The sequence below is a fragment of the Flavobacterium psychrolimnae genome (genome assembly GCF_003312425.1).
Classification (GTDB): Bacteria; Bacteroidota; Bacteroidia; order Flavobacteriales; family Flavobacteriaceae; genus Flavobacterium; species Flavobacterium psychrolimnae.
This window is the reverse complement of sequence record NZ_QNUX01000008.1, coordinates 13,374-36,649: the sequence shown is the minus strand read 5'-3', so window position 1 is coordinate 36,649 and position 23,276 is coordinate 13,374. Positions and strand designations below refer to the sequence as shown.

The window sequence follows — 23,276 nt, the reverse complement described above, 5'->3', positions numbered from 1 at the left end:
TGCTCTCCGAAGTAGAACTCTATTTTGAGTTAGACGTTTAAATTCCTTTAATATTTCCTTTATTTTTCAAGAAAATGACTTCAATTATTTTGCTGGTCATTTCTTTCTCAATGTCTAATTGATTGGATAAAACTTCAATTACATTTTTTTCTTCTTTTTCCAATGTTCCGTCCGCAAGTAAAACTTCCAAGGCAAGAGCAAATACGGTTTCTTTATCTTCTCCTTTTATCCATTCGGAACAAGCCGAAATATATTTTAATTGTCCCAGTTCTGCTCGTACATTAAATGCTTTTCTGTAAAGAGGTGCAATATCAGTTCCGACAAATTTCTGTTTTGAAGACAAAACTCTGGATAATGTTGCCGTTTCCGAGTCAGTAATTTGATTATCGGCAGAAATACAAGAATATAAAATGCCAACCCAAGCTTCTAACTCAGAATTTACAGTATTTTGACTATTATTATTATTTTCAAATGAACTCATGTTTTTTATTTTTGGTTAAAGTTACTGCTAACAGTGCTGTGATTTGCTAGATTTTAGTAATAAATTATGATTTAAAATTTAACCCGTTGGGTGTGATTCAATTTGTTTATTTTTTAACCACATAGAAACATAGATTTTAAAATTTTGGAAAGCGTTTCACTTTTTTAGAGAAAGTCATAGCATGTGAGCCCAAGAATTGGACTATCCGACTGTTTTTTTCTATGTCTCTATGTTTCTATGTGGTTCAATTTTTTTATTTAAGATTAATTGAAATTTTTATTAATTACATCCAACGGGTTTAAAAATTATAAATTCGTTGCAAATTTTAAAAATTGCACTACAGCAAAATAATTTTAATTCCAGTAAATTTAAAAATATTTCATAAAAACGTAACGCTTTGACCTTTTGGTTTGAAAACCAAAATTTAATACAGTCTTAACACTATGAATCTGCTAAAAAGAGGCGTTATTACTATAAATTCATTAAATTTAGCATATTCAAAGACAATTACCATTATAAATTTTATCTATTGAAAATTAAATCAGGTAAGGAGTCTTTGTGGTAAATTCGCTTTAAGAAAATAAAAATCAATTATACTATGGAAAATAACACAAACCCAACATCCTACAATGTCAACGGAGAAAGCAAATGCCCATTTTCTGGTGCAACTGCTGCAAAGCAAAGTGCGGGTGCCGGTCCAAGTAACCGCGACTGGTGGCCAAACCAGTTGAAATTAAACATTTTACGCCAACACTCTTCCCTATCCAATCCGATGGGAGAAAGTTTTGATTATGCTGAAGAATTCAAATCATTGGATTTAGATGCTTTGAAAAGAGATATATTCGAAATGATGACTACCTCTCAGGAATGGTGGCCGGCAGATTATGGTCATTATGGCCCGTTCTTTATTCGTATGGCGTGGCACAGTGCAGGAACGTATCGAATTGCAGACGGACGCGGTGGAGCAGGTTTTGGAACGCAACGTTTTGCACCCTTGAACAGCTGGCCTGATAATGCAAATTTAGATAAGGCTCGTTTATTATTATGGCCTATCAAACAAAAATACGGTAAGAAAATCTCTTGGGCCGATTTAATGATTCTAACCGGTAACTGCGCTCTTGAGTCGGCTGGATTAGAAACATTTGGTTTCGCCGGTGGTCGTGCAGATGTTTGGGAACCAGCTGAAGATATTTACTGGGGTTCTGAACGCGAATGGTTAGCACTTAGTAACACTCCAAATAGCCGTTACTCAGGTGATCGTGAGCTTGAAAATCCTTTAGCAGCAGTGCAAATGGGACTTATATATGTAAATCCCGAAGGCCCGGACGGAAATCCTGATCCGCTATTGGCAGCCCGTGATATTCGGGAGACTTTTGCCCGTATGGCGATGAATGATGAAGAAACAGTTGCACTTATTGCCGGCGGACACACATTGGGGAAAACCCACGGTGCTGCTGATCCAAATAAATACGTTGCTTCAGAACCTGCAGGAGCTGGTATCGAAGAGCAAAGTCAAGGTTGGAAAAACACTTATGGGAAAGGTAATGCCGAAGATACAATTACCAGTGGTCTTGAAGGTGCATGGACAACTACCCCAACAAAATGGAGCAATAACTATTTCGAAAACTTATTTGGTTTCGAATGGGAATTGACGAAAAGTCCAGCTGGTGCACACCAATGGAAACCAGTAGGTGATGCAGGTGCTGGTACCGTTCCAGACGCACATGATCCTTCAAGAAGTCACCAACCTTTTATGTTGACTACCGATTTATCTTTAAGAGTAGATCCAGTATACGAGAAAATCTCAAGACACTTTTTTGAAAATCCAGCCGAATTTAATGATGCATTTGCAAGAGCATGGTTCAAATTGACGCACAGAGATATGGGACCAAAAGCTCGTTATTTGGGACCAGAAGTTCCTAGTGAAGAACTAATTTGGCAAGATCCAGTTCCAGCAGTAACCAATCCGTTGATTGACGAACACGATATTGCTACACTAAAAGTTTCCATTCTTGCTTCTGGATTGTCTGTGTCAGAATTAGTTTCTACTGCTTGGGCATCGGCATCTACGTTCCGTGGATCTGATAAACGTGGTGGTGCAAACGGTGCTCGAATTCGTTTAGAACCGCAAAAAGATTGGAAAGTGAATAATCCTTCTCAACTAGAGAAAGTATTAGCAACGCTTGAGAACATTCAAAAAGAGTTCAACAACGCAAACTTTGGCGGTAAGCAAGTTTCCATTGCGGATTTAATTGTTTTAGGTGGTAGCGCCGGAATTGAACAAGCAGCTAAAAATGCTAATTTTGAAATAAATGTACCTTTTACTCCTGGAAGAACTGATGCTTCACAAGAACAAACAGATGTAGAATCATTTGCAGTTCTTGAACCTCAGGCTGATGGCTTCCGTAATTATGTGAAGACAAAATATACGGTATCAGCTGAAGAAATGTTAGTTGACAAAGCACAATTATTGAACTTATCAGCGCCGGAAATGACCGTTCTTGTTGGTGGACTTCGTGCTTTAAATATGAACTTTGATCAGTCTCAAAGTGGAATATTTACAAAAAGACCAGGTGCATTGACTAATGATTTCTTTGTAAATTTATTGGATTTAGGCACTACTTGGAAAGCCCTTTCAGAATCTGATGATGCTTTTGTAGGAACTGATCGTAAAACAGGTGCAATCAAATGGGTTGGTACTCGTGTAGATCTTATTTTTGGATCTAACTCAGAGCTTAGAGCTATCGCTGAAGTTTATGGTTGTTCAGATGCTCAAGAAAAATTTGTGAAAGACTTCGTTGCAGCATGGACTAAGGTAATGAACCTAGACCGTTTCGATTTAGTTTAATTTTAGATTTATAATTTGTTTAAAAAGGTGGTCTGGTAACAGATCACCTTTTTTGTTATTTATAGGTTATATAGAATCACCTCAGCAACCTCAATTCCATGAAAAAAGCCATCTCGAAAAAAACGAGATGGCTTTAATTTTCTAATTAAAATAGATTTACATCGTATAATCCGTATTAACGAAATTAGATTCTTTACTATTTAATAATTCCTGCAAAATAGCGTTATTATAGTCATTGTCTTTCGAAGCTACAAAAGTTCTAATCGAGAACGAACGCAAGGCATCATGAATACTCAACGTTCCTACAGCAGAATCTTTACGTCCTGTAAACGGATATACATCTGGACCTCTTTGGCAAGAACTGTTTAAGTTCACTCTGCACACTAAATTCACTAAAGTATCAATTAACGGCGCGATAGTTTTGATGTCTCTTCCAAACAAACTCACTTGCTGTCCGTAATTCGATTCTGCCATATCGTTCAACGGTTCCTGAATGTCTTTGAAAGTCAGGACTGGAATTACGGGACCAAATTGCTCTTCGTGATACACTCGCATTTCTTTATTTATTGGAAACAAAACCGCCGGAAAAATATAATTTGGAGTATGTTTTCCTCCTTTTTCATTAATGATTGTCGCGCCTTTTTTCACAGCATCATCAATTAATTCCTGAATGTAAGCCGGTTTTTCTTTTTCCGGTAACGGAGTCAGCATGACCGATTGGTCCCAAGGATTTCCAAATACAAGCGAATCTACTTTGGCAGCAAAACGTCTATTGAATTCATCAGCAATCGTTTCGTGAACATATAAAATTTTCAATGCTGTACAGCGCTGCCCGTTGAATGAAAGCGTTCCTGCAATGCATTCTTGGATAGCTAAATCTAAATCGGCATCCGGCAAAATGATGGCTGGATTCTTAGCTTCTAAACCTAATATCAAACGCAATCTGTTTTTGTTTGGATGCTGATCCTGTAAGGCGATTGCCGATTTACTGTTTCCTATCAAAGCCAAAATATCGACTTTTCCAGACTTCATTATTGGCGAAGCAACCTCACGCCCTCTACCGTAAACAATATTGATAGCTCCTTTTGGAAAACTACTTCTGAAAGCTTCTAACAAAGGTGAAATTAATAATACACCGTGTTTAGCAGGTTTAAAAATAACCGTATTTCCCATAATCAATGCCGGAATCAACAGCGCAAAAGTTTCGTTCAACGGATAATTGTATGGTCCAAGACACAAAACAACTCCTAAAGGTCCACGACGGACCATGGCATTAACGCCTTGACTTTTGGTAAAACGAGAACTATTTCGGTCTAATAATTTATAATCTTCAATGGTGTCATAAATGTATTCTACGGTTCTGTCAAATTCTTTTTCGGAATCACCGAGTGATTTACCAATTTCCCACATCAAAAACTTAACGACTTCACTTCGGGTCGCTTTCATTTGAGTGACAAAATTCGCCATACATTTAATTCGGTCTGACACTTTCATCGTAGGCCACAATCCTTGACCGTTATTGTACGCTACGCTAGCCGCATTGACAGCTTCCAGCGCTTCGGTTTCGCCCATAAACGGAATCGAACCTAATATTGTTGGACCGTATTCCTCAGTTGATGAAATCGTCGAAAAAACAGCGGTTGTCTGACCTTCCCATTTTTTTAATTCACCGTCCACTAAATACGTATCTTGATTTAATAATGTTGTAATCTGAAATTCTTCTGGAATTATATTCATACTAAAGGATATTATATTTATAATTTAAATACATAAAAGAGGCGGTTGCCTCTTTCTGTTTTATGGTTCTATGACTTCGCCTTCCCACTCTATAATCCCGCCAATAAGATTATAAGCATTTTCAAAACCCAGCTGATTCATTATCTCACAGGCTTTTGCGCTTCGCATTCCGGAGCGACAATACACATAATAATTTTTACTTTTGTCCAAAGCCTCGATTTCATTTACAAAATCCTGTCCTCTGTGAATATCAATATTGATGGCATTAGCTATAAATCCTTCGTTAAATTCGTCTTCGGTTCTCACGTCTAAAATCACTGCGTTTTCATCAGCTTCAAACTGTGAAACCCAATCTTCTTGTGTTAAATTCATAATAGTGTTTTTTGTAAAAATACAACGTTTTTACCGAACAATAAACGCATCAATTGTTAATTAGATAATAATCTTTAGAAATCGTTTTCGCAAAACATTAACTGTCAAGAAACTATAAATTAGGCTTTTATTTTTACGAAAAACAGTCTGTTAAATCCATAGACAATGCAACAATACTAGTCCGAAAATCAAGCACTTGTCACCATTTTTAGTAGCAAAATCGCTCGGTTTTTCTGAGTTTTTACACTACTTTTACATTATAAAACATAGAAAAAAACTAAAATGCTTGATCCGATAAAGAAAATATTCCCTTCCTTTTCTACTGAATTAGTCAAAGATGTTGATGCAAATGCTTCTATTCAATCTTTCAAAGCTGGCGATATCATTATGCGAACCGGACAGTATATCAAAAATACGGTGCTGGTAATCAGTGGAAAAATAAAGGTATATCGCGAAGATGAAAACGGCGGTGAGTTTTTTATGTATTATTTGCAACCTGGACAAGCCTGCGCCATTTCTATGATTTGCGCTACCAAAAATGAAAAAAGTCAAATCATGGCCAAAGTTGTTGAGGATGTCGAGTTGATTATGGTGCCATTACCTTTGATGGATAAATGGATGATGCAACACCGCAGTTGGTATGAATTTGTTATCGATACATACAGAAGTCGTTTTGAAGAAGTGCTGGAAGTCATTGACAGTATTGCTTTCAGAGCTATGGATGAACGCTTGGAATTTTATTTGAAACGCCATGCCGATGTTTGCGGTTGTAAAGAATTAAAACTTTCCCATCAGGAAATTGCCTCTGAACTGAACACCTCAAGAGAAGTAATTTCCCGTTTGTTAAAAAAAATGGAACAACGCGGCATTGTTTCCTTGCATCGCAATAATATTGAACTTTTAAAATAAATTCTATCAATTCATCGAGAAAATCCATTTTTATAAATGCTGCTTTTTCTGGGTGAATTATTCAAAAACTACTATTTTAAATCTGATTACCAATACTTTAAATTTTAATTTATAAAAAATTCACTTTGTAAAACGATCACTAAACTTCATTTTTGATTATCTTTAGTATTGTTTTTTTGGGATTATTTTCGAAATAGAAAAAATCAATCAATCAAATTATTTTTTAGTTCCAAAATAAAAGTAATGTAACAATTGTCACTGTTTTTCCTAAAAAACAGAAGTACATTTGTACTATACATTTAAAAATCGCAATCATGCAAATAGAACAAATATATACCGGATGTTTAGCACAAGGTGCTTACTACATTACTTCAAATGGTGAAGCTGCCATCATTGACCCGTTACGCGAAACCCAACCGTATCTGGATCGACTAGAAAGAGATGGCGTAAAATTGAAATATATTTTCGAAACCCATTTCCACGCTGATTTTGTTTCCGGTCACGTAGATTTGAGTCGTCAAACTGGCGCTCCTATCGTTTACGGTCCAAATGCGACCTGTGAATTTGACTGCATTTCTGCAAAAGACGGTCAGGAATTCAGCATAGGTAACATCAAAATAAAAGTATTACACACTCCTGGACACACCATGGAAAGCTCTACTTTTTTATTGATTGACGAAAACGGGAAAGACCATGCCATTTTCTCGGGTGACACCTTGTTTATTGGTGATGTGGGAAGACCGGATTTAGCTCAAAAAGCGGCACACATGACGCAAGAACAATTGGCCGCTACCCTATTCCATTCTTTACGAACAAAAATTATGACTTTGGCAGATGACGTCATCGTATATCCAGCTCACGGAGCAGGAAGTGCCTGTGGAAAAAATATGAGCAAGGAAACTGTTTCGACCATTGGTGACCAAAAAGCAACCAATTATGCGTTACGTGCGAATATGACAGAAGCCGAATTTATTCAAGAAGTAACCGAAGGTTTATTGCCACCACCTGCTTATTTTGGGATGAATGTGGCCATGAACAAAAAAGGATACGACAGTTTTGAGAATGTCTTGGATTTAGGAATGCGTTCTCTTTCTCCATCAGAATTTGAAGTGGCTGCCGAAGAAACCGGAGCTTTATTATTAGACACTCGAAAAAACGGAGAATTTGCTAAAGGATTTATTCCGCAATCTGTAAATATTGGAATTGATGGTGATTTTGCTCCTTGGGTAGGCGCTTTAATTGCTGATGTGAAACAACCTATTCTGATTATTTGTGAAGTGGGTCAGGAAGAAGAAACTGTTACACGCTTGAGCCGTGTAGGTTTTGACAACTTGATTGGACATTTAGCAGGCGGTTTTGATGCTTGGGCAAAAGCCGGAAAAGAGATCGATACTGTAAATAGAATTTCAGCCGAACAATTTGCCAAGGAAGTGAAAATTGGCAAAAGCAAAATAATTGATATTCGTAAAGAAAGTGAATACTGCGCTGAGCATGTTGAGGAATCTTACAGCAAGCCATTAGCGGCTATTAATGAATGGGTCAAAGATATTAATCCAAAAGAACATTTTTACTTGCATTGTGCCGGCGGATACCGCAGCATGATTGCAGCTTCAATTTTGGAAGCGCGTGGTTTTAGAAATTTCACCGAAATTGAAGGCGGTTTTAATGCTATTGCAAAAACGGATGTTCCTAAAACGGATTTCGTTTGCCAAAGTAAAGTTTTGAAATAATTAATAACCAAATAAAAGGTATACAATGAAAAAAAACATGGGTTCAACAGACAAAGTTATTCGGGTCGCGATAGCAGTAGTAATTGCTATATTGTATTTTACCAATACAATCAGCGGGATGCTTGCATTGGTTTTAGGAATTTTTGCAGCTATTTTTATATTGACCAGCTTTATTAGTTTTTGTCCATTGTATTCCCCGTTTAGAATTTCAACCCGAAAAAAAATATAACATGTCCGACTTAAAATGTTCTGATACTTCTTGTAAAAAACAGTTGGATGCAACCTATTGGGAAGCGCAATACAAAGCCAAAAGTACCGGTTGGGATTTAGGTCAAGTATCACCGCCAATACAAGAATATATAGATAAGATTACTGATAAGAAGAAACGAATTTTGATTCCCGGTTGTGGCAACAGCTACGAAGCAGAATATCTTCTGGAACACGGATTTACAAATATTACCGTTATCGATATTGCACCGACACCAGTTACCGTTATAAAAGAAAAATTCAAAAATAATCCTAATATTCAGATTGTCTTGGGAGATTTCTTTGAACATCAAGGAAACTATGATTTGATTATTGAGCAGACTTTTTTCTGTGCTTTGCCGCCAACACTTCGGGAAAAATACGTTTGGAAAATGCACCAACTTTTGGCCGAAGATGGAATTCTGGCAGGATTACTGTTCAACAGAACGTTTGATTCCGGACCTCCTTTTGGCGGGAGCAAAGAAGAATATGAAAAGCTTTTTGCAGATGCGTTTGATTTTATAAAAATGGATTTATGCGATAATTCTATTGCACCAAGAGCGAATTCAGAATTATTTATCGAATTGAAAAAGAAAAGTTTAACATAAAACTAAGGAATGAGAATGAAAAGATTGGTTTTTAAAGTCCTCATAAATCCTCTTTTTTTTGTTCCTCTGTTTTAATAGTAATTTAAAACGTGGGATGTAGTCAATAAAATCAATTAATCTTAAATAGAAAAATTGAAACACATAGAAACATAGAAAAAAGAGTCATATAGCCCAATTCTTGGATTCACAAAGCTAGGGTTTCTTTAAAAGAATAAAACGACTTCCTAAATATTAAAAATTTATGCTTCTATGTGGTTAAAATTAAACGAAATGTATGGTTCTTTATGATATAACAATCATGAAAAACTAAATTCCTTTTAGAAAAAATGAAAACATTATTATTTACAAATTGGCATATTATGCGCTGGGTTCGCCTGGTGTTTGCCTTATTTTTATTTGCACAAGCCTATATTTTGAAAGAATGGATGTTCATTGGTTTTGGACTATTTTTCCTCGTTCAGGTAATTTTTAATTTTGGCTGTGGCGCAAATGGTTGTAGCATTCCTAACACTAAAAAACAATAACGATGAGTAATTTTGATACGATTATACAATCCGAAAAACCAGTTTTAATTGACTTTTTTGCCACGTGGTGCGGACCTTGTAAAATGCTGGGACCAATTTTGAAAGAAGTAAAAGACAGTTTGGGAGATCGCGTTTCCATCATTAAAATTGATGTGGACAAAAACCAGCAAATCTCCAGTCAATATCAGGTTCGTGGCGTTCCTACAATGATTTTATTTCAAAACGGAAAACAGTTGTGGAGACAATCCGGCGTATTAACAAAGGAAGAAATTATTAAAACTATTTTGGAAAAAAGCAATCAATAATGATTGCTTAAAAAATATTTTTTTTGAGTTTACTAATACTGAAAATCTAAGAAAATTTGAATTATAAACCATTTCTATTTTTGAAGATTCATACATTTATTAAGTTGGAAAAATAAATCTCGACTGTTATTTTTCCTATCTTAGTAACCTATGGAAAACCCTCGCCAATATAGACTTTCTAAATCCGAATCTTTATTTGTAAGAGGTCCCTTGACTCGTTTTAAAAATCTTTTCTTCATTTTTAAAGTGCTCTATAACTTCATCAGAGCTTTTCAGAAAATGCATTTTATAGGACCTTGCGTGACCGTTTTTGGGTCGGCACGTTTTGGACCGGAAACAGCACATTATAAAAGCGCCGAACGCATTGGTTCTGAAATAGCAAAATTAGGTTTTACAGTAATGACTGGCGGAGGCCCAGGATTGATGGAAGCTGCCAACAAAGGAGCTTATGAAGCCGGAGGTTATTCGGTAGGTTGTAATATTGTCCTTCCTGTGGAACAGAAACCAAATCCTTATCTTCATAAATGGATTTATATTCCCTATTTCTTTGTGAGGAAAGTAATTCTGATCAAATATTCCTATGCGTTTGTAGTAATGCCAGGAGGAATTGGGACTTTGGATGAATTATTCGAAGCACTTACTTTAATTCAAAATAAAATAATCAGCAATTTTCCGATTGTTATTTTCGATTCCGTTTATCATCAGGAATTGTGTCATCACATTCAAAAAATGGTAGACAATGAAAGCATAAGCCCTGAAGACATGAAGCTTTTATTCGTGACTGATTCCGTAGAAGAAGTGATGGAACACCTCAAAAAACATGCTATCAAAAAATTTGGTTTAAAAAAGCATAAATATAAATCCTCATGATTCCTTGGTTGAAAAAAGCTTTTTTCATTGAAAACTTCTACTAAAAACAAGAGCGTTTTTGTTAATTAAGTCAAAGAAGTTCTTTGTTTGAATCAATTATTTTAGTTCAATGTTTTATTTTTCAACCATTTATATAAAACCTCTTCTAAATTGCATCTGATAATTGGTTTTGAAACATAATCGTCCATTCCGGATTCCAAACATTTTTCTTTTTCCCCAAGCATAATTCCAGCCGTCAAAGCAATAATAGGAATATTGTTGTATTTTTTTAAATGTTTGATTTCGGCAGTTGTTTGATATCCATTTTTATGTGGCATTTGAATGTCCATTAAGATCAAATCGAGCTTCTCTTTTTTGTACATTTTAATTGCTTTTTTACCATCGGATGCTTCAAGAACAGTGCATCCAGGAAGTATCGATTTGAGTAATGTTTTTACCAAAAGCATATTGATTCGATTGTCCTCGACCACTAATATTTTTTTATCTGAGAAATCATCGGGAGCAATCGTTGTGTCTTCAATTGTGACTTTTATTTCATTTACATCGGAGGAAATTTCCTGAAGTGAGCTTTCTAATTCAACCTCAAAATAAAACTCACTTCCCTGTCCAAATTTACTTTTCAGTTTTAGTTCACTATTCATCAAACCTAAAAGCTGATTAGAAATCGCTAATCCAAGTCCTGTACCGCCAAATTTACGTGTGATAGAACAATCCTCCTGAATAAAAGATTGGAACACTTTTTCTTGATTTTCCTGTTTTATTCCAATACCGCTATCCTTAACGGAAAAATTTAAAAGACAGCGATTCTCGCCTCCGGAAATTATTTCACTGCTAATATCTAATCGTACAAATCCTGTAGTTGTGAATTTTAATGCGTTTCCAATTAAGTTCACTAAAATTTGTTTCAAACGTACGGAATCAGCAAAAACAAAACTAGGAACAGACTCCTTACTATTTAGAATTAAATCTATTCCCTTTAATTCCGCCTGATATTTAAACATATCAACAACATGATGCGTCAGTTCCGCAAGGTTGATTTCCTCAATATTTAATTCTAATTTTCCGGATTCAATTTTCGAAAAATCTAAAATATTATTGATGATTTCAATTAATATATTTGCTGATTCATGAACGGTATTCATATATTCCTTCTGGTTTTCGTCCAGATTGGTTCTCATTAATAAATCAGTAAAACCAATAATTCCATTCAAAGGCGTACGAATTTCGTGGCTCATATTAGTCAAAAAACTGGACTTCGCTTTATTTGCTGCTTCGGCTTGTTCTTTGGCTTTTGTCAGTTCAATTTCCAGTTTTTTTAATTCTGTTATTTCGATGAAACTTATTACAACCTCATCAAGTTCATCGTGGATATTAAAAACAGGAAAACCATTCAATAAGAACCATCTCACATCCGTGCTATCCGTTTTAATTATTCCAATAATAAAATTACTAATTGGTTTTTTAGTTCGAATAATTTGATTGACTGGAAAATTTTCTGTTGATAATGTTTTATGATCCTCTTTTATAAATTTCCAAATTGGATTGGCAACATCCTTTCCTTTAATTTGATCCTCACTCAAACCTATCAATTCGGAGGCTTTTGGATTCGAATAAATGATTTCAGTATCTTTGTTGTGTACAATTATTCCAACATCCAGATTGTTTAATAAATCGCGATACCGCTCTTCACTATCTCGCAAAGCAGATTCAGTTTCCTTCAACTGGGAGATATCTAATATCGTAATTAGCGCCTGCTCTTTATTATCTGAAACAATTCCAGTCAAATAAACATTTACTGGAGTGTTCTCATCCAACAGCAATTCAACTTCACAACATTCTTTTACACTAGCCTGAAAAACAGTCTCTAAAAATTGATTAAAAACCGGCTTCGTAGCATTAGAAATAAAGAAACCAAATTGACTATTTATCAATTTAGATCTTTCTTTCCGTAATAATTGTGAACCGGCGAGATTCAGTTCTACAACTGTTCCTGAACTTGTCAATGTGAAGTAACCTGTAGGCGCAAATTCATACAATTCAGCATATTTTTGCTTTACAATTTCAGCTTCCTCTTTGGCGAGCATCAATTCTTCTTTTTGCATTTCAAGCTCAATCTGATGCACTTCTAATTCCTGGATAAGCTTCAAAGTGTCAACTTCCGAAAGTTTAGAACTATATTTTGATTCTTTACTGCGATGTAATTCTTCCGCTTTTTGTCTGATAATGAAACGGGCTTCGGTTTTATTTTCGATATTTTCCATGTGTACTGCCTTTTTAAATACTACTAATTTAATTGTCTGAAATTGGAAATTATGCAACCTATTTTAACTTACATACTATTCTATACTGCTATTTCATGAATAAAAAACTGAATGTTTTTTTGATCTCCAATAAAATATACCGCGCTGATAAATTCGATATTGATTCGCTTATTATTGCTTGTTTCGATTTCCTTGAAAATGGAATGAAACGATTTTTTTTGGCTTAATTCCGTGAAAGTAGACTTGTTTGGTATTATATTTTTTAGAAATTTAACAGACCAAACTTCTTTCCCAATAAAATTCTCTTTAGTTTCCCCTATTAAAGCTGTAAAAAAAGGATTTATCGCATTGATCTTTCCTGTTTCACCATCTACGAAAATAATTCCATCTTTCACTGATTCAAATAGGTGCTTGTAACGGGTTTCAGCATTGACTAAAGCCTCCTGAACAAATACACGATCCGAAATGTCACGGATAATACACTGAATGACTTTTTTATTATTGACCAAATAAACGTTACTGACAAATTCAACATTTATTTTTCGTCCTTTTGCAGTTTCGAGTGGCAAATTTTCATAGCGAATAAATTCTTTTTTTTGTAATTCTGAAAATTTGTCTTTATTGGTCACAATGTCTTTGAGTGAACCTATTTCCCAAATTGATTTTTCAATTAACTGCTCATGAGAGTAACCTAACATTCCGACTAAAAAAGGATTAACATCGATTATTTTGCCGGTTTCATAGTTCAGAATCAGAATTCCATCTTTGGCTGACTCAAAAAGACGGCGGTATTGATTTTCCATCTTAAGAGACTCTTCGGCAAGTTTTGCAGCTGTAATGTCAGTAAAAGTAATTACGATTCCATCAATACGATCATCGAGCGTACGATACGGCATGATTCGAACGTAATAATACCTGCCATCAATAGTTTCGACTTCCTTTTGAATTGGTGCCAGCGTTTTGATAACCTCAAGTGCATTACTGACCATTTCAGGATATTTCAAATCGCACACTAAATCCGTGAAAGGTCTTCCGGTATCTGTTGCACGCAACTTGAATATTTTGGTTACAGGATCAGTAAATCGGCGGATATTTAATTCTTTATCTAAAAAAAGAGTCGCTATTTCAGTACTGTTGAGCAGGTTTTTCATATCATTATTGGCCTGTTCAAAATCGACTAATTTGCTTTGTAATTCGGTATTTACCGTTTGCAACTCTTCATTTAAACTTTGTAATTCTTCCTTTGAAGTAGTCAATTCCTCATTGGTAGATTGTAATTCTTCGTTCGTAGACTGCAGTTCTTCATTCGTGGATTTGAGTTCCTCCTGAGAAGTTTGCATTTCTTCTCTCACGCTGTTCAAATCTTCATTGCTGCGTTTCAGTTCTGCTTCTAATTCTTGCTGTTTAAGAGTCGCACTTTGTTTTCTTGATTTAGAAGTTCCAGAAACGGATTCGGTACTAGTTGGAATGTCTGTAAAAACAACCATAATCATCCCTTTTACTGCATCTGGACTTTCTATTTGTTGTACCGTCAGATTGATAAAATGGAATCCTCCGTTTTCAGCTATTTTTATATTATCAATATATACTGGTTCAAAACTTTGCAGTGCTTTTCGAAATGCTCCTGGCAGTTCATTACGCAAACCTTCACGTGCCATTGCATGAACATTCCAGTTTGCTTTGCCAGCTACAGGTTCTAAATATTTTCCGGTTCTGCCGGTAATGTATACGATATCGCCTTTGCTGTTAACAAGTACACTTGCAGGGGCAAAACGTTGCAGTAAAATTTGATCCGTAAGTGTCTGAATGTTTTCAACGACCTTAGTTTCTTTCATAGTGTCAATGGTTACTCTTTTTGTTTGGGAATAGGAACTTGGAAAATTAGAAAATTCTGGAGAAACTGATTTTGAAATCCGTTTATAAAACTTCAGTTTCGAATCTACAACTTCAAATCCTTTGATGCTGCTTGAAATAGTCTCTGCAGTACCAAGCATCATAATTCCTCCCTGATTGAGGCTATAATTAAATAGCATTATTAATTTATTTTGTAATTCCGGTTCCATGTAAATCAACATATTGCGACAAGTCAATAAGTCTAATTTTGTAAAAGGAGGATCTTTGGTAACATTATGAGGTGCAAAAACTATCATTTCACGAATGAATGTATTTACGCGATAACCGTCATTTTCGAGGGTAAAAAATTTAGTAATCCGCTCTGGAGAAATATCTTTTGTAATACTGGAATAAAAAAATCCTTTTCGGGCTTTTTCAATAGACAACAGGTCTAAATCAGTAGCAAAAATTTGTAATTTAATACTTTTAGGAGGTTTTATTTTAGATACCGCTTCTTCAAAAACGATTGCGAGGGAATACGCTTCTTCACCCGTTGAACAAGCTGGAACCCAGGCGCGCAAGGTTTTTCCGTCTGGTACATCCTTCAGCATATTAGGAATAATTTCTTCTTTGAGTTTATCCCAAACAGCAGGATCTCTAAAAAAACTTGTTACACCAATTAATAGTTCTTTGAAAAGCAGTTCAATTTCACTTGGATTTTCCTGTAAAAAACGCACATAGGTTTGCATTTTATCAATGTGATGAATTCCTTTTCTTCGTTCAATTCGGCGCATTAAGGTACTTTTTTTATACATCGAAAAGTCATGCCCGGTTTGATCCCGTAACAAGATTATAATTTTGTCCAGACTGCTTTTGGTTTTGATAAGAAAATCCGATTCTGACTTAATTTCAGGAAAATAACGCAGCAAAGCCATCAGTTTAGCAGGTAATTCCTCTACGGGAGCGACAATATCAGCAATCACTGAATCTATAGCATTGCGAGGCATACTGTCAAACTTTGCAGATGCCGGTTCTTGCACCACTACAATTCCATTTTTTTCTTTAATAGATTTCAATCCTAAGCTACCATCAGAACCCATTCCGGAAAGAATGACACCAATACTTTTTTCCTGCCGATCTTGTGCTAAAGATTTAAAGAAAATATCGACGGGCAATCGCAAGCCACGAGATTCTGTAGGAACAAATAAATGTATTTTTCCGTTTAAAATTGATAAGCTTTTATTGGGTGGAATTACATAAACGCAATTAGGTTTTACTTGGAGCGCATCAGTTGCCTGATAGACTTTCATTGTTGTCATTCTTTGTAATAACTCTGGCATTATTCCAGTACGGGTTGGATCTAAATGTTGAATCACTATAAATCCCATACCGCTATTGTCGGGCATGTTTTTAAAAAATAATTCAAGTGCTTCCAGTCCACCAGCAGACGCTCCAATACCAACAATTGGAAAATCAGCAGAATCCGCATCAGATACCCTTAAATTTGGTTTCGAATCTAACACTTTACCTTCCCCAAGGTTGGCTTGACTATTTTTTATCATTACAAATTTTGAATTTTCAATAACTATTATAAGTTGAGTAGGACTGCTCCATCAAATTACTTGTTTATTTTTAATATTAATAAATGGCTAATTTAGTACGTTTTTAGCGGTTTCTCCCTTTTTAAAAAAGCAAAAAAAGAATAAAAAGACTTCACTTGACTCAGAGAAACTAAACTTAATTTAACAACTGTTTAATTTTTATTAAAAAAAGATTAAAATAAAATATTATCATAAATCAGTAATCCGCATAAATCATGTCGTTTTCATAGTGTTAATTAAATTATTTAACTTATTAAACTATAATATATGTTAAATTTAATAAAAAAAATATGATTTGACAAGTAAATTAAACATTAAAAACTATAAACAAAATTTTAAAAATTTCACATAAAAAAAGTGCCTAAATCATTAGACACTTTTATTAATCATTCTAAATCAATTAATTTTTTTTGCAGCCATATTTGCAACATTTGTTCTAAATCTGCTTGAATAATTGGCTTCGGTAAATAATCATTCATCCCTGCTTCCAGACACTTTTCTTTATCACCAACCATTATTCCGGCAGTGATTGCTATTATGGGAATATGTTCCGCTTCTTTTAGCTGCCTGATTTCTTCTGTTGCTTGATAACCATTTTTATTTGGCATCTGAATATCCATTAAAATAACATCAGGTTGCTCTTTTTTATACAATTCTACGGCTTCATTTCCATCTTTTGCTTCAATGATGATACAATTTGTTATAATTCTTTTGACAAGTGTTTTAGCTAATAACATGTTGATTTTATTGTCTTCTACTATTAAAACCTTTTTATCTTCTAAAGCAGTGACCGGAGTTATTGCTGCTACTTGAATTGTTTTAGAAAGGAGCCGCTCTTTATTCTTCTTATGATTTGTCTTTTTGAATTTAACTACAAAATAAAAATCGCTACCATCGCCATATTTACTGATTAATTGCAATTTACTGTCCATTAAGGCCAATAGTTGATTAGAAATTGCCAAACCTAATCCGGTGCCGCCAAATTTACGATTCGTAGAATTGTCTTCCTGAACAAATGAATTGAATATTTTTTCGTTATTCCCTGTTTTTATTCCAACTCCAGTATCTTTTACAGAAAACATAATCGTAGACCATTTCTTTTCGACTGTCTCAATTTCGGTAATATCCAAACGAATTTCACCAAAATTGGTAAACTTAATCGCATTACTCAATAGGTTCACCAATATTTGTTTCAATCGCACCGAATCTGCAAGAATATATTGTGGAATACTTTTATTAATATCCAGAATTAAATCTATTTTTTTCAAATCGGCTTGGTATTTAAATAAATTTATAACCTGATTTGTTAATTTGAAAAGGTTAATTTCTTCAATATTCAGTTCTAATTTTCCCGATTCAATTTTAGAAAAATCCAACACATCATTAACAATGTCCATCAATGAAATTGCGGATTCATTAACGGTTTTCATATATGCGGATTGATTCTTTTTGAGATTTGATTTCATCAACAAATGCGTAAAACCAATTATTCCGTTCAACGGAGTTCTAATTTCATGACTCATATTGGCTAGAAAATCAGTCTTTGCTTTATTAGCGGATTCGGCTAATTCCTTCGCTTTTACCAGCTCCATTTCCATCACTTTCTGTTCCGAAATATCAATAAAACTAATTACAATTTCATAAATTTCCCCATTTGCATCCATATCGGGATATCCATTTATTAAAAGCCATACCACATCATTAGTTATTGGTCGGCTTACTCCTAATCTAAAATTTTTGAGTGCTTTTTTGGTCGCGATAATTTGGTTTACAGGATATCTTTCAAAAGACATCACCGTATTATCTTCATTTAAGAAATTCCATGTTGCATCAAAGGCTGTAACTCCGCGCATTTGATCATCCGTTAATCCTAATAATTCAGCTGCTTTTACATTATTTACCACTACGGAAGTGTCTGGCGCATGAACTACGATACCAGCATCCAGATTGTTTAACAAACCGCGGTATCGTTCCTCACTTTTTAGCAATGCCCTATCGGATTTTTTGGCTGCTGTAATATCTCTTGAAAGGCAAATGTAGTGCCTTTCATGATCCTGACTTTCTTGCATAGGTGCAATAGAAAGCTCAAACCAATGCAAACCACTTGGTAACTCCAGAGAATATTGTCGACCTGTTGAATATCCTTTTTCCGAAGCTTCCCGAATAGCGGAAATGCACAAATTTGAAACATCAGTTGGCAATACTTCCGAAAATGTTTTTCCCAAAAATGCTTCCGGAGGAAAAGCTAATAAATCATCCCGACGAGAATGGTAGTTGAAAATTTTACCTTCAATATCCACTTCAAATAATAAATCTGGTATAGCTCCAATTATGGCTTCTAGTTTTTTATTTATTTTCCTGAAATCATCCTCAGATTTTTTACGTTTAGTAACATCTCGAACGATGGCCACAATTCGACCATCAATAATCATTTTGGCAGTAATCTCTACTGAAATTAATGTTCCATCTTTATGCAACATACTGCGCTGAATCAATGTTTTTTCACCACCTAATAATTCCTCCATCATTATGGGTCTTGATATCAGCTCTTCTTCGGTATATAAATCTATTAGGTTTTTTGTACACAATTCCTCTTTTGAATATCCTAACAGCAAACAGGCACTTTCATTTACTTCAAGTAAATCTCCGGAAATATTATTAATAAAAATAGCATCAGAAGCTTGTTCTATCAAACTGCGATACTTTTCTTCACTATTAATCAGTTGTTCTTTTATATTTTTCAATTCGGTTATTTCAGTCAAAGCTCCATTCAAGCGCAATGCCTTACCAGTTTCATCTCTGGAGATTACACCACGATCATAAAATATTCCGTAACTGCCATCAGCCTTTTGAAAACGGAATTCATCTGACCATAATCTTGCCGTTCCGGCATAAGAATCCTCTAATTTCTTAATCACTCGTTCCCTGTCATCCGGATGAACTCTGGATCGCCAAATAACACTATTGTTTTCTCCATTAGGTTCCATACCGCCAAAACCCAAAAGATCTATAAAAGTCTGATTATTCCAACTTTCCCCTGTTAATAAATCCACTTCAAAAACTGCATCGTTGGTGGCAGCAGCAATCATTTCGAATCGTTCATTTGCTTTTTTGACTTTCTCTTCCGCTTTTTTACGTTCAGTGAGATCAATACCCATTCCCAACAGACATTTTTTACCCTCGTAATCAATCACATGAGAACTAATATAATATGGGATTTTATTTTTATTTTTGGTATAGAATTCAACTTCAATACCAGGTGATCTTCTTTCAAATACTGTTTTTATTCTAGTTTTAACTTTTTGCTTCTCTTCTCCATCAAAAAATTCCAGAGGGTTCATTTGTTTGATTTCCTCATAATCGTACCCAGTTACTTGTTCAAAATTTTTATTCCATTTCAAAAATTTTCCTGATTCGTCATAGAGGTAAAAAATTCCCGGAAGATTATTGATTATCGATTCTGAAAGATTTTTTTCTCGGAGGATTATTGATTCTGCATTTTTTCGTTCCGTAATATCGGTGATGGTTCCTATGTATCCTACAATTTCATTTTTTATATTTTTTTCAGGTAAAGCCTGTCCCATCACCCAGGCAACAGATCCATCCTGACGCACAAATCGGTATTCAGATAATGAATTTTGTTTGTTATTTGTGGCATTTTCCCACCCTCTGAACAATGAATTTTTATCGTCCTCATGAACGCCTTTTAACCAACCGTTTCCTAAAGCTTCCTGAAAAGACAAACCTGAAATTTGACACCAATGTGGATTAACAAACGTGGTATATCCGCTGGCGTCCGTTCTAAAAATTCCCACAGGAGATACATCCGTAAGCAAATGGTAACGCTGTTCACTTTCAATAACTGCTTCCTCAGCCTTTTTTCTTAAAGCCTCTTTTTCAAAAACTTCTAATGCAAAAGAAACATCACCGGTTGCCTCCTCTAACAATGCAATTTCCTCCGCGTCAAAAAAGTTTTTTTCATTAGCATAAAAAGAAAAAACGCCAATTACCTTTCCGAATTTTTTTATTGGCACTGCAATCGATGAAAGATAAGCTCGTGATAAAGCTTCTTTACGCCAAGGTTGCATCATTTGATCATTTTCAATATCATTGCAAATAACATATCGTGCTTCCCGCATTGCGGTTCCGGCCGGACCTCTTCCTTCAGGAATATCTTCTATGGAAATGGCTTTAATTGTTGACAAATACCCATTATTCTCTCCAGCAATCATCACCGGAATTAATTTTTTAGTTTGTTCATCAACCGTTCCAATCCAGACCATTCTAAATTTACCTAAATCCACCGCTATTTTACAGGCTTCTTCAAAAAGCGTTTTTTCATCAGTTGTACGAACAATCATTTGATTAATTTGACTGATGAACAAATAAAGTCGGTTGGCTTTGATCAGTTTTTGATCAGCTCTGATGCGTTGTGTGATATCAGTAACGATACCGTGACAAATCACAGTTCCTTCCGGTTCAACTACCGGTAAAGAATTTAATTCATGCCAAACTAACCCTTTTTCAGGATGAAAATAACGGTATTCGCATTTGAGAGGTAGCAACTTTATTTTTGTTGCTCTGACACTTTGCATAACACAATCTAAATCATCAGGATGAATCAAATTGAAAATTTTATCAGCGTTATTTTCGATTTCTTCAAAACAAAATCCATAAATTCCTTCAACAGCATTACTGGCGTATGGATAGCTCAAAGTGCCGTCTTGATGTTGACGCATCGAATAAATTAAACCCGGTGAAGTAGCCGCAATTTTGGCAAACTTATCCTTTTCACTCAACAAAGTTTCATTTGCTTTTTTGTTCTCCGTTACATCTCTTAAATTCGAAATAATTCCTCCAACACTACTATCATCAATTTTATTATTTAAGATTCCTTGGAGCCAAATATAATTTCCGTTTTTATGCTTGACCTGAAACAGTACTTCAATAGGTTTATCGGGACTATCTATTGCTTTTTGGACCATCTGATTCACATAATCTAAATAATCTAGATGAAAATATTCATTCTTCGGAATTTTTTCAAATTCATCATCTGTGTATCCTGTAACTCGAGCCGAAGATGGGCTTCGGAAAATAGTATTTATATCTTTATCAAAAACCGTAATAATCCCGTCATTATTCTCAACCAAAGCACGGAATCGTTTTTCACTCTGTTCAATTTTATCTTGGGCAATTTTACTTTCTGTAATATCTCTTAAGTTGGCAATAATCAACCTCACCCCATCCTCACTCAATAAGTTTGTAAGTACTCCTTTTATCCAGATGTAATGTCCTTTTTTATGTTTTACCTGAAACTGAACTGGATTTAGAACTCCCGGATTTTCGAATGTTTCTTTCATCTTCTGATTCACGTACTCAATATAATCCGGATGAAAATATTCTGAATCAGAGATCTCAGTCAATTCTTGTTTTGAATAACCAGTTATGCGTTCCGAGGACGTACTGCGAAATAATGTTTTTAAATTTTCATCAAGTACCGTAATAATTCCCTCATTATTTTCGACCAATGCTCGAAAATATTTATCATTATTTTCAATCGTTTCTAATGCTTTTTTGCTTTCAGTAATATCTTTAACAAATCCTAAAAAACGATTCTCGGATAGTTTTACCGCTTCAACAGACCACCATTTTATAGCTCCCTTTTTATGAATTGTTTTAAACTCTTTTTTTGCCGTTCCTTTTTCTAAAAGAATTTGGAATTCCTTGTATAATTCTCCTTGCAATTCATGAGATGACAAATTTCCAAATCTCATAGTCAGCAATTCCTTTTTTGAATACCCAGTCAATACAGTTGCGGCATGGTTTACATCTACATAATTCCCTTTTTCATCTAAGACAAAAACTCCATCAGGTGCGTTTTCGATGTAAGTCTTAAATTTAGCATTACCTTCTTCCTCAACTAATTTTAGTTTATATTCTATTACCGCTGCTTCTTGCTCTTTAATGGAATCTTCAATATATTTTTTCTGGGTAATATCTTGTATATTCCCTCTTACTGCATAAACATTTCCAGAATTATCAAGCACCGGAATTACAATTGCATGCAGCCATTTATTACTATTATCTGATAAAGTGACGTTTTGTTGTAGTTCAAATTGTTCTTTATCTATGATGGATTGATTAATTTTATCTTGAAAAAATGTGGCATCTTCTTCTGAAAAAAGATTTAAAAACTCCTGATACAAATTCTGGTCTGGTTTCTTGTCGATTCCATAAATTGAATACAATTCCTTAGACCAAATCATCTTTTTATTCAGTAGATTGAACTCCCAACTCCCCATTTTTGCAATTTGTTGCGCATGGTTTAGTAGGTCTTCACTCTTAATTAACTTTTCTTGCGTGCTTCTTATCTCCGAAATATCTCTTCCAATTGCATAAATATTTTCCGCAGAAATTGCATTTGCTGTCCATTGAATCGTTACAAATTCACCGTTCTTTTTTTTAAATCTGTTCTCAAAATTCATTGCTGGGTTTCCCATTGCAAGACTTCCAATCTCTTGTAACGATCTCTCAAGATCATCCGGATGCAAAAGATGGAGCAAGGATTCCTGTAATAATTCTTCTTTTGAATATCCTAGAATTTCAACAAAAGCGGGATTAATCTCTTTGAAAAAAGTATCTGTTCCAACAACGCACACCAAATCATTAGACTCCTCAATAAAAAATTTGAAAGTAGACAATGACGCTTCTTTTTCTGTTAACCGGTTTATTTCTAATTCTTGTTCTTTTAATTTAAGAAGTAGAGCATCGTAAGATAGATTGGCTTTATTCATACGGGTTATATTCAAATAATTTTTAAATATAATAAATAATACTTACAAAGTAAGAAACCTCAACATTAAGAATCGCATTGAAAAAATCTTGACAACATAATTTATAAGCCAATTATGTAACGATTTAACATTAAAATTACCTTTTCTTTTATATTAT

The 23,276-nt window shown here is 34.7% G+C and carries 14 protein-coding genes; 8 read left to right on the top strand and 6 right to left on the bottom strand.

The window, feature by feature from the left end; all coding sequences use genetic code 11:
• Window positions 1–37: 37 nt before the first annotated feature.
• Window positions 38–481: a tellurite resistance TerB family protein gene (locus DR980_RS09640; protein ID WP_113635520.1), complete on the bottom strand. Its 444-nt coding sequence runs from the start codon at window positions 479–481 to the stop codon at window positions 38–40.
• 598 nt (window positions 482–1,079) lie between these two features.
• Between DR980_RS09640 and katG the strand changes: the two genes are divergently transcribed.
• Window positions 1,080–3,329, top strand: a complete 2,250-nt coding sequence (gene katG / locus DR980_RS09635) for a catalase/peroxidase HPI (protein ID WP_113635518.1) — start codon at window positions 1,080–1,082, stop codon at window positions 3,327–3,329.
• A gap of 156 nt (window positions 3,330–3,485) precedes the next feature.
• Here the strand turns inward: katG and DR980_RS09630 are convergent, their stop codons facing one another.
• Window positions 3,486–5,066 (bottom strand): NADP-dependent glyceraldehyde-3-phosphate dehydrogenase, encoded by a 1,581-nt coding sequence (locus tag DR980_RS09630; protein WP_113635516.1) that lies wholly within the window; start codon window positions 5,064–5,066, stop codon window positions 3,486–3,488.
• Between the two features lie 60 nt (window positions 5,067–5,126).
• A complete protein-coding gene (locus DR980_RS09625) occupies window positions 5,127–5,438 on the bottom strand; it encodes a rhodanese-like domain-containing protein (protein ID WP_113635514.1) in 312 nt (103 codons plus the stop codon).
• Between the two features lie 282 nt (window positions 5,439–5,720).
• Between DR980_RS09625 and DR980_RS09620 the strand changes: the two genes are divergently transcribed.
• The 7 genes from DR980_RS09620 (at window position 5,721) to DR980_RS09590 (ending at window position 10,630) form a co-directional block, all read left to right on the top strand.
• Window positions 5,721–6,347 (top strand): Crp/Fnr family transcriptional regulator, encoded by a 627-nt coding sequence (locus DR980_RS09620; RefSeq protein ID WP_113635512.1) that lies wholly within the window; start codon window positions 5,721–5,723, stop codon window positions 6,345–6,347.
• A 314-nt stretch (window positions 6,348–6,661) separates the two neighbouring features.
• Complete coding sequence (locus DR980_RS09615; protein ID WP_113635511.1) at window positions 6,662–8,077, top strand: MBL fold metallo-hydrolase; 1,416 nt, start codon at window positions 6,662–6,664, stop codon at window positions 8,075–8,077.
• Window positions 8,078–8,102: 25 nt separating this feature from the next.
• Window positions 8,103–8,306 (top strand): YgaP family membrane protein, encoded by a 204-nt coding sequence (locus DR980_RS09610; protein WP_113635509.1) that lies wholly within the window; start codon window positions 8,103–8,105, stop codon window positions 8,304–8,306.
• Between the two features lies 1 nt (window position 8,307).
• On the top strand, window positions 8,308–8,931 hold the full coding sequence (locus DR980_RS09605; protein ID WP_113635507.1) for a methyltransferase domain-containing protein: 624 nt from the start codon (window positions 8,308–8,310) through the stop codon (window positions 8,929–8,931).
• A 326-nt stretch (window positions 8,932–9,257) separates the two neighbouring features.
• The gene (locus DR980_RS09600; RefSeq protein ID WP_113635505.1) at window positions 9,258–9,455 is read left to right on the top strand and encodes a hypothetical protein; all 198 of its coding nucleotides are present in this window, start codon (window positions 9,258–9,260) and stop codon (window positions 9,453–9,455) included.
• Between the two features lie 2 nt (window positions 9,456–9,457).
• Complete coding sequence (trxA, locus tag DR980_RS09595; protein ID WP_113635503.1) at window positions 9,458–9,760, top strand: thioredoxin; 303 nt, start codon at window positions 9,458–9,460, stop codon at window positions 9,758–9,760.
• Window positions 9,761–9,910: 150 nt separating this feature from the next.
• Complete coding sequence (locus DR980_RS09590; RefSeq protein WP_113635501.1) at window positions 9,911–10,630, top strand: LOG family protein; 720 nt, start codon at window positions 9,911–9,913, stop codon at window positions 10,628–10,630.
• 101 nt (window positions 10,631–10,731) lie between these two features.
• Here DR980_RS09590 and DR980_RS09585 read toward each other — a convergent pair whose 3' ends face one another.
• From DR980_RS09585 to DR980_RS09575, 3 genes are all read right to left on the bottom strand, one after another.
• On the bottom strand, window positions 10,732–12,891 hold the full coding sequence (locus DR980_RS09585) for a PAS domain-containing hybrid sensor histidine kinase/response regulator (RefSeq protein ID WP_113635499.1): 2,160 nt from the start codon (window positions 12,889–12,891) through the stop codon (window positions 10,732–10,734).
• Between the two features lie 80 nt (window positions 12,892–12,971).
• The gene (locus DR980_RS09580) at window positions 12,972–16,286 is read right to left on the bottom strand and encodes a chemotaxis protein CheB (RefSeq protein ID WP_113635497.1); all 3,315 of its coding nucleotides are present in this window, start codon (window positions 16,284–16,286) and stop codon (window positions 12,972–12,974) included.
• Between the two features lie 425 nt (window positions 16,287–16,711).
• On the bottom strand, window positions 16,712–23,119 hold the full coding sequence (locus DR980_RS09575; protein WP_113635495.1) for a PAS domain S-box protein: 6,408 nt from the start codon (window positions 23,117–23,119) through the stop codon (window positions 16,712–16,714).
• Window positions 23,120–23,276 lie beyond the last annotated feature (157 nt).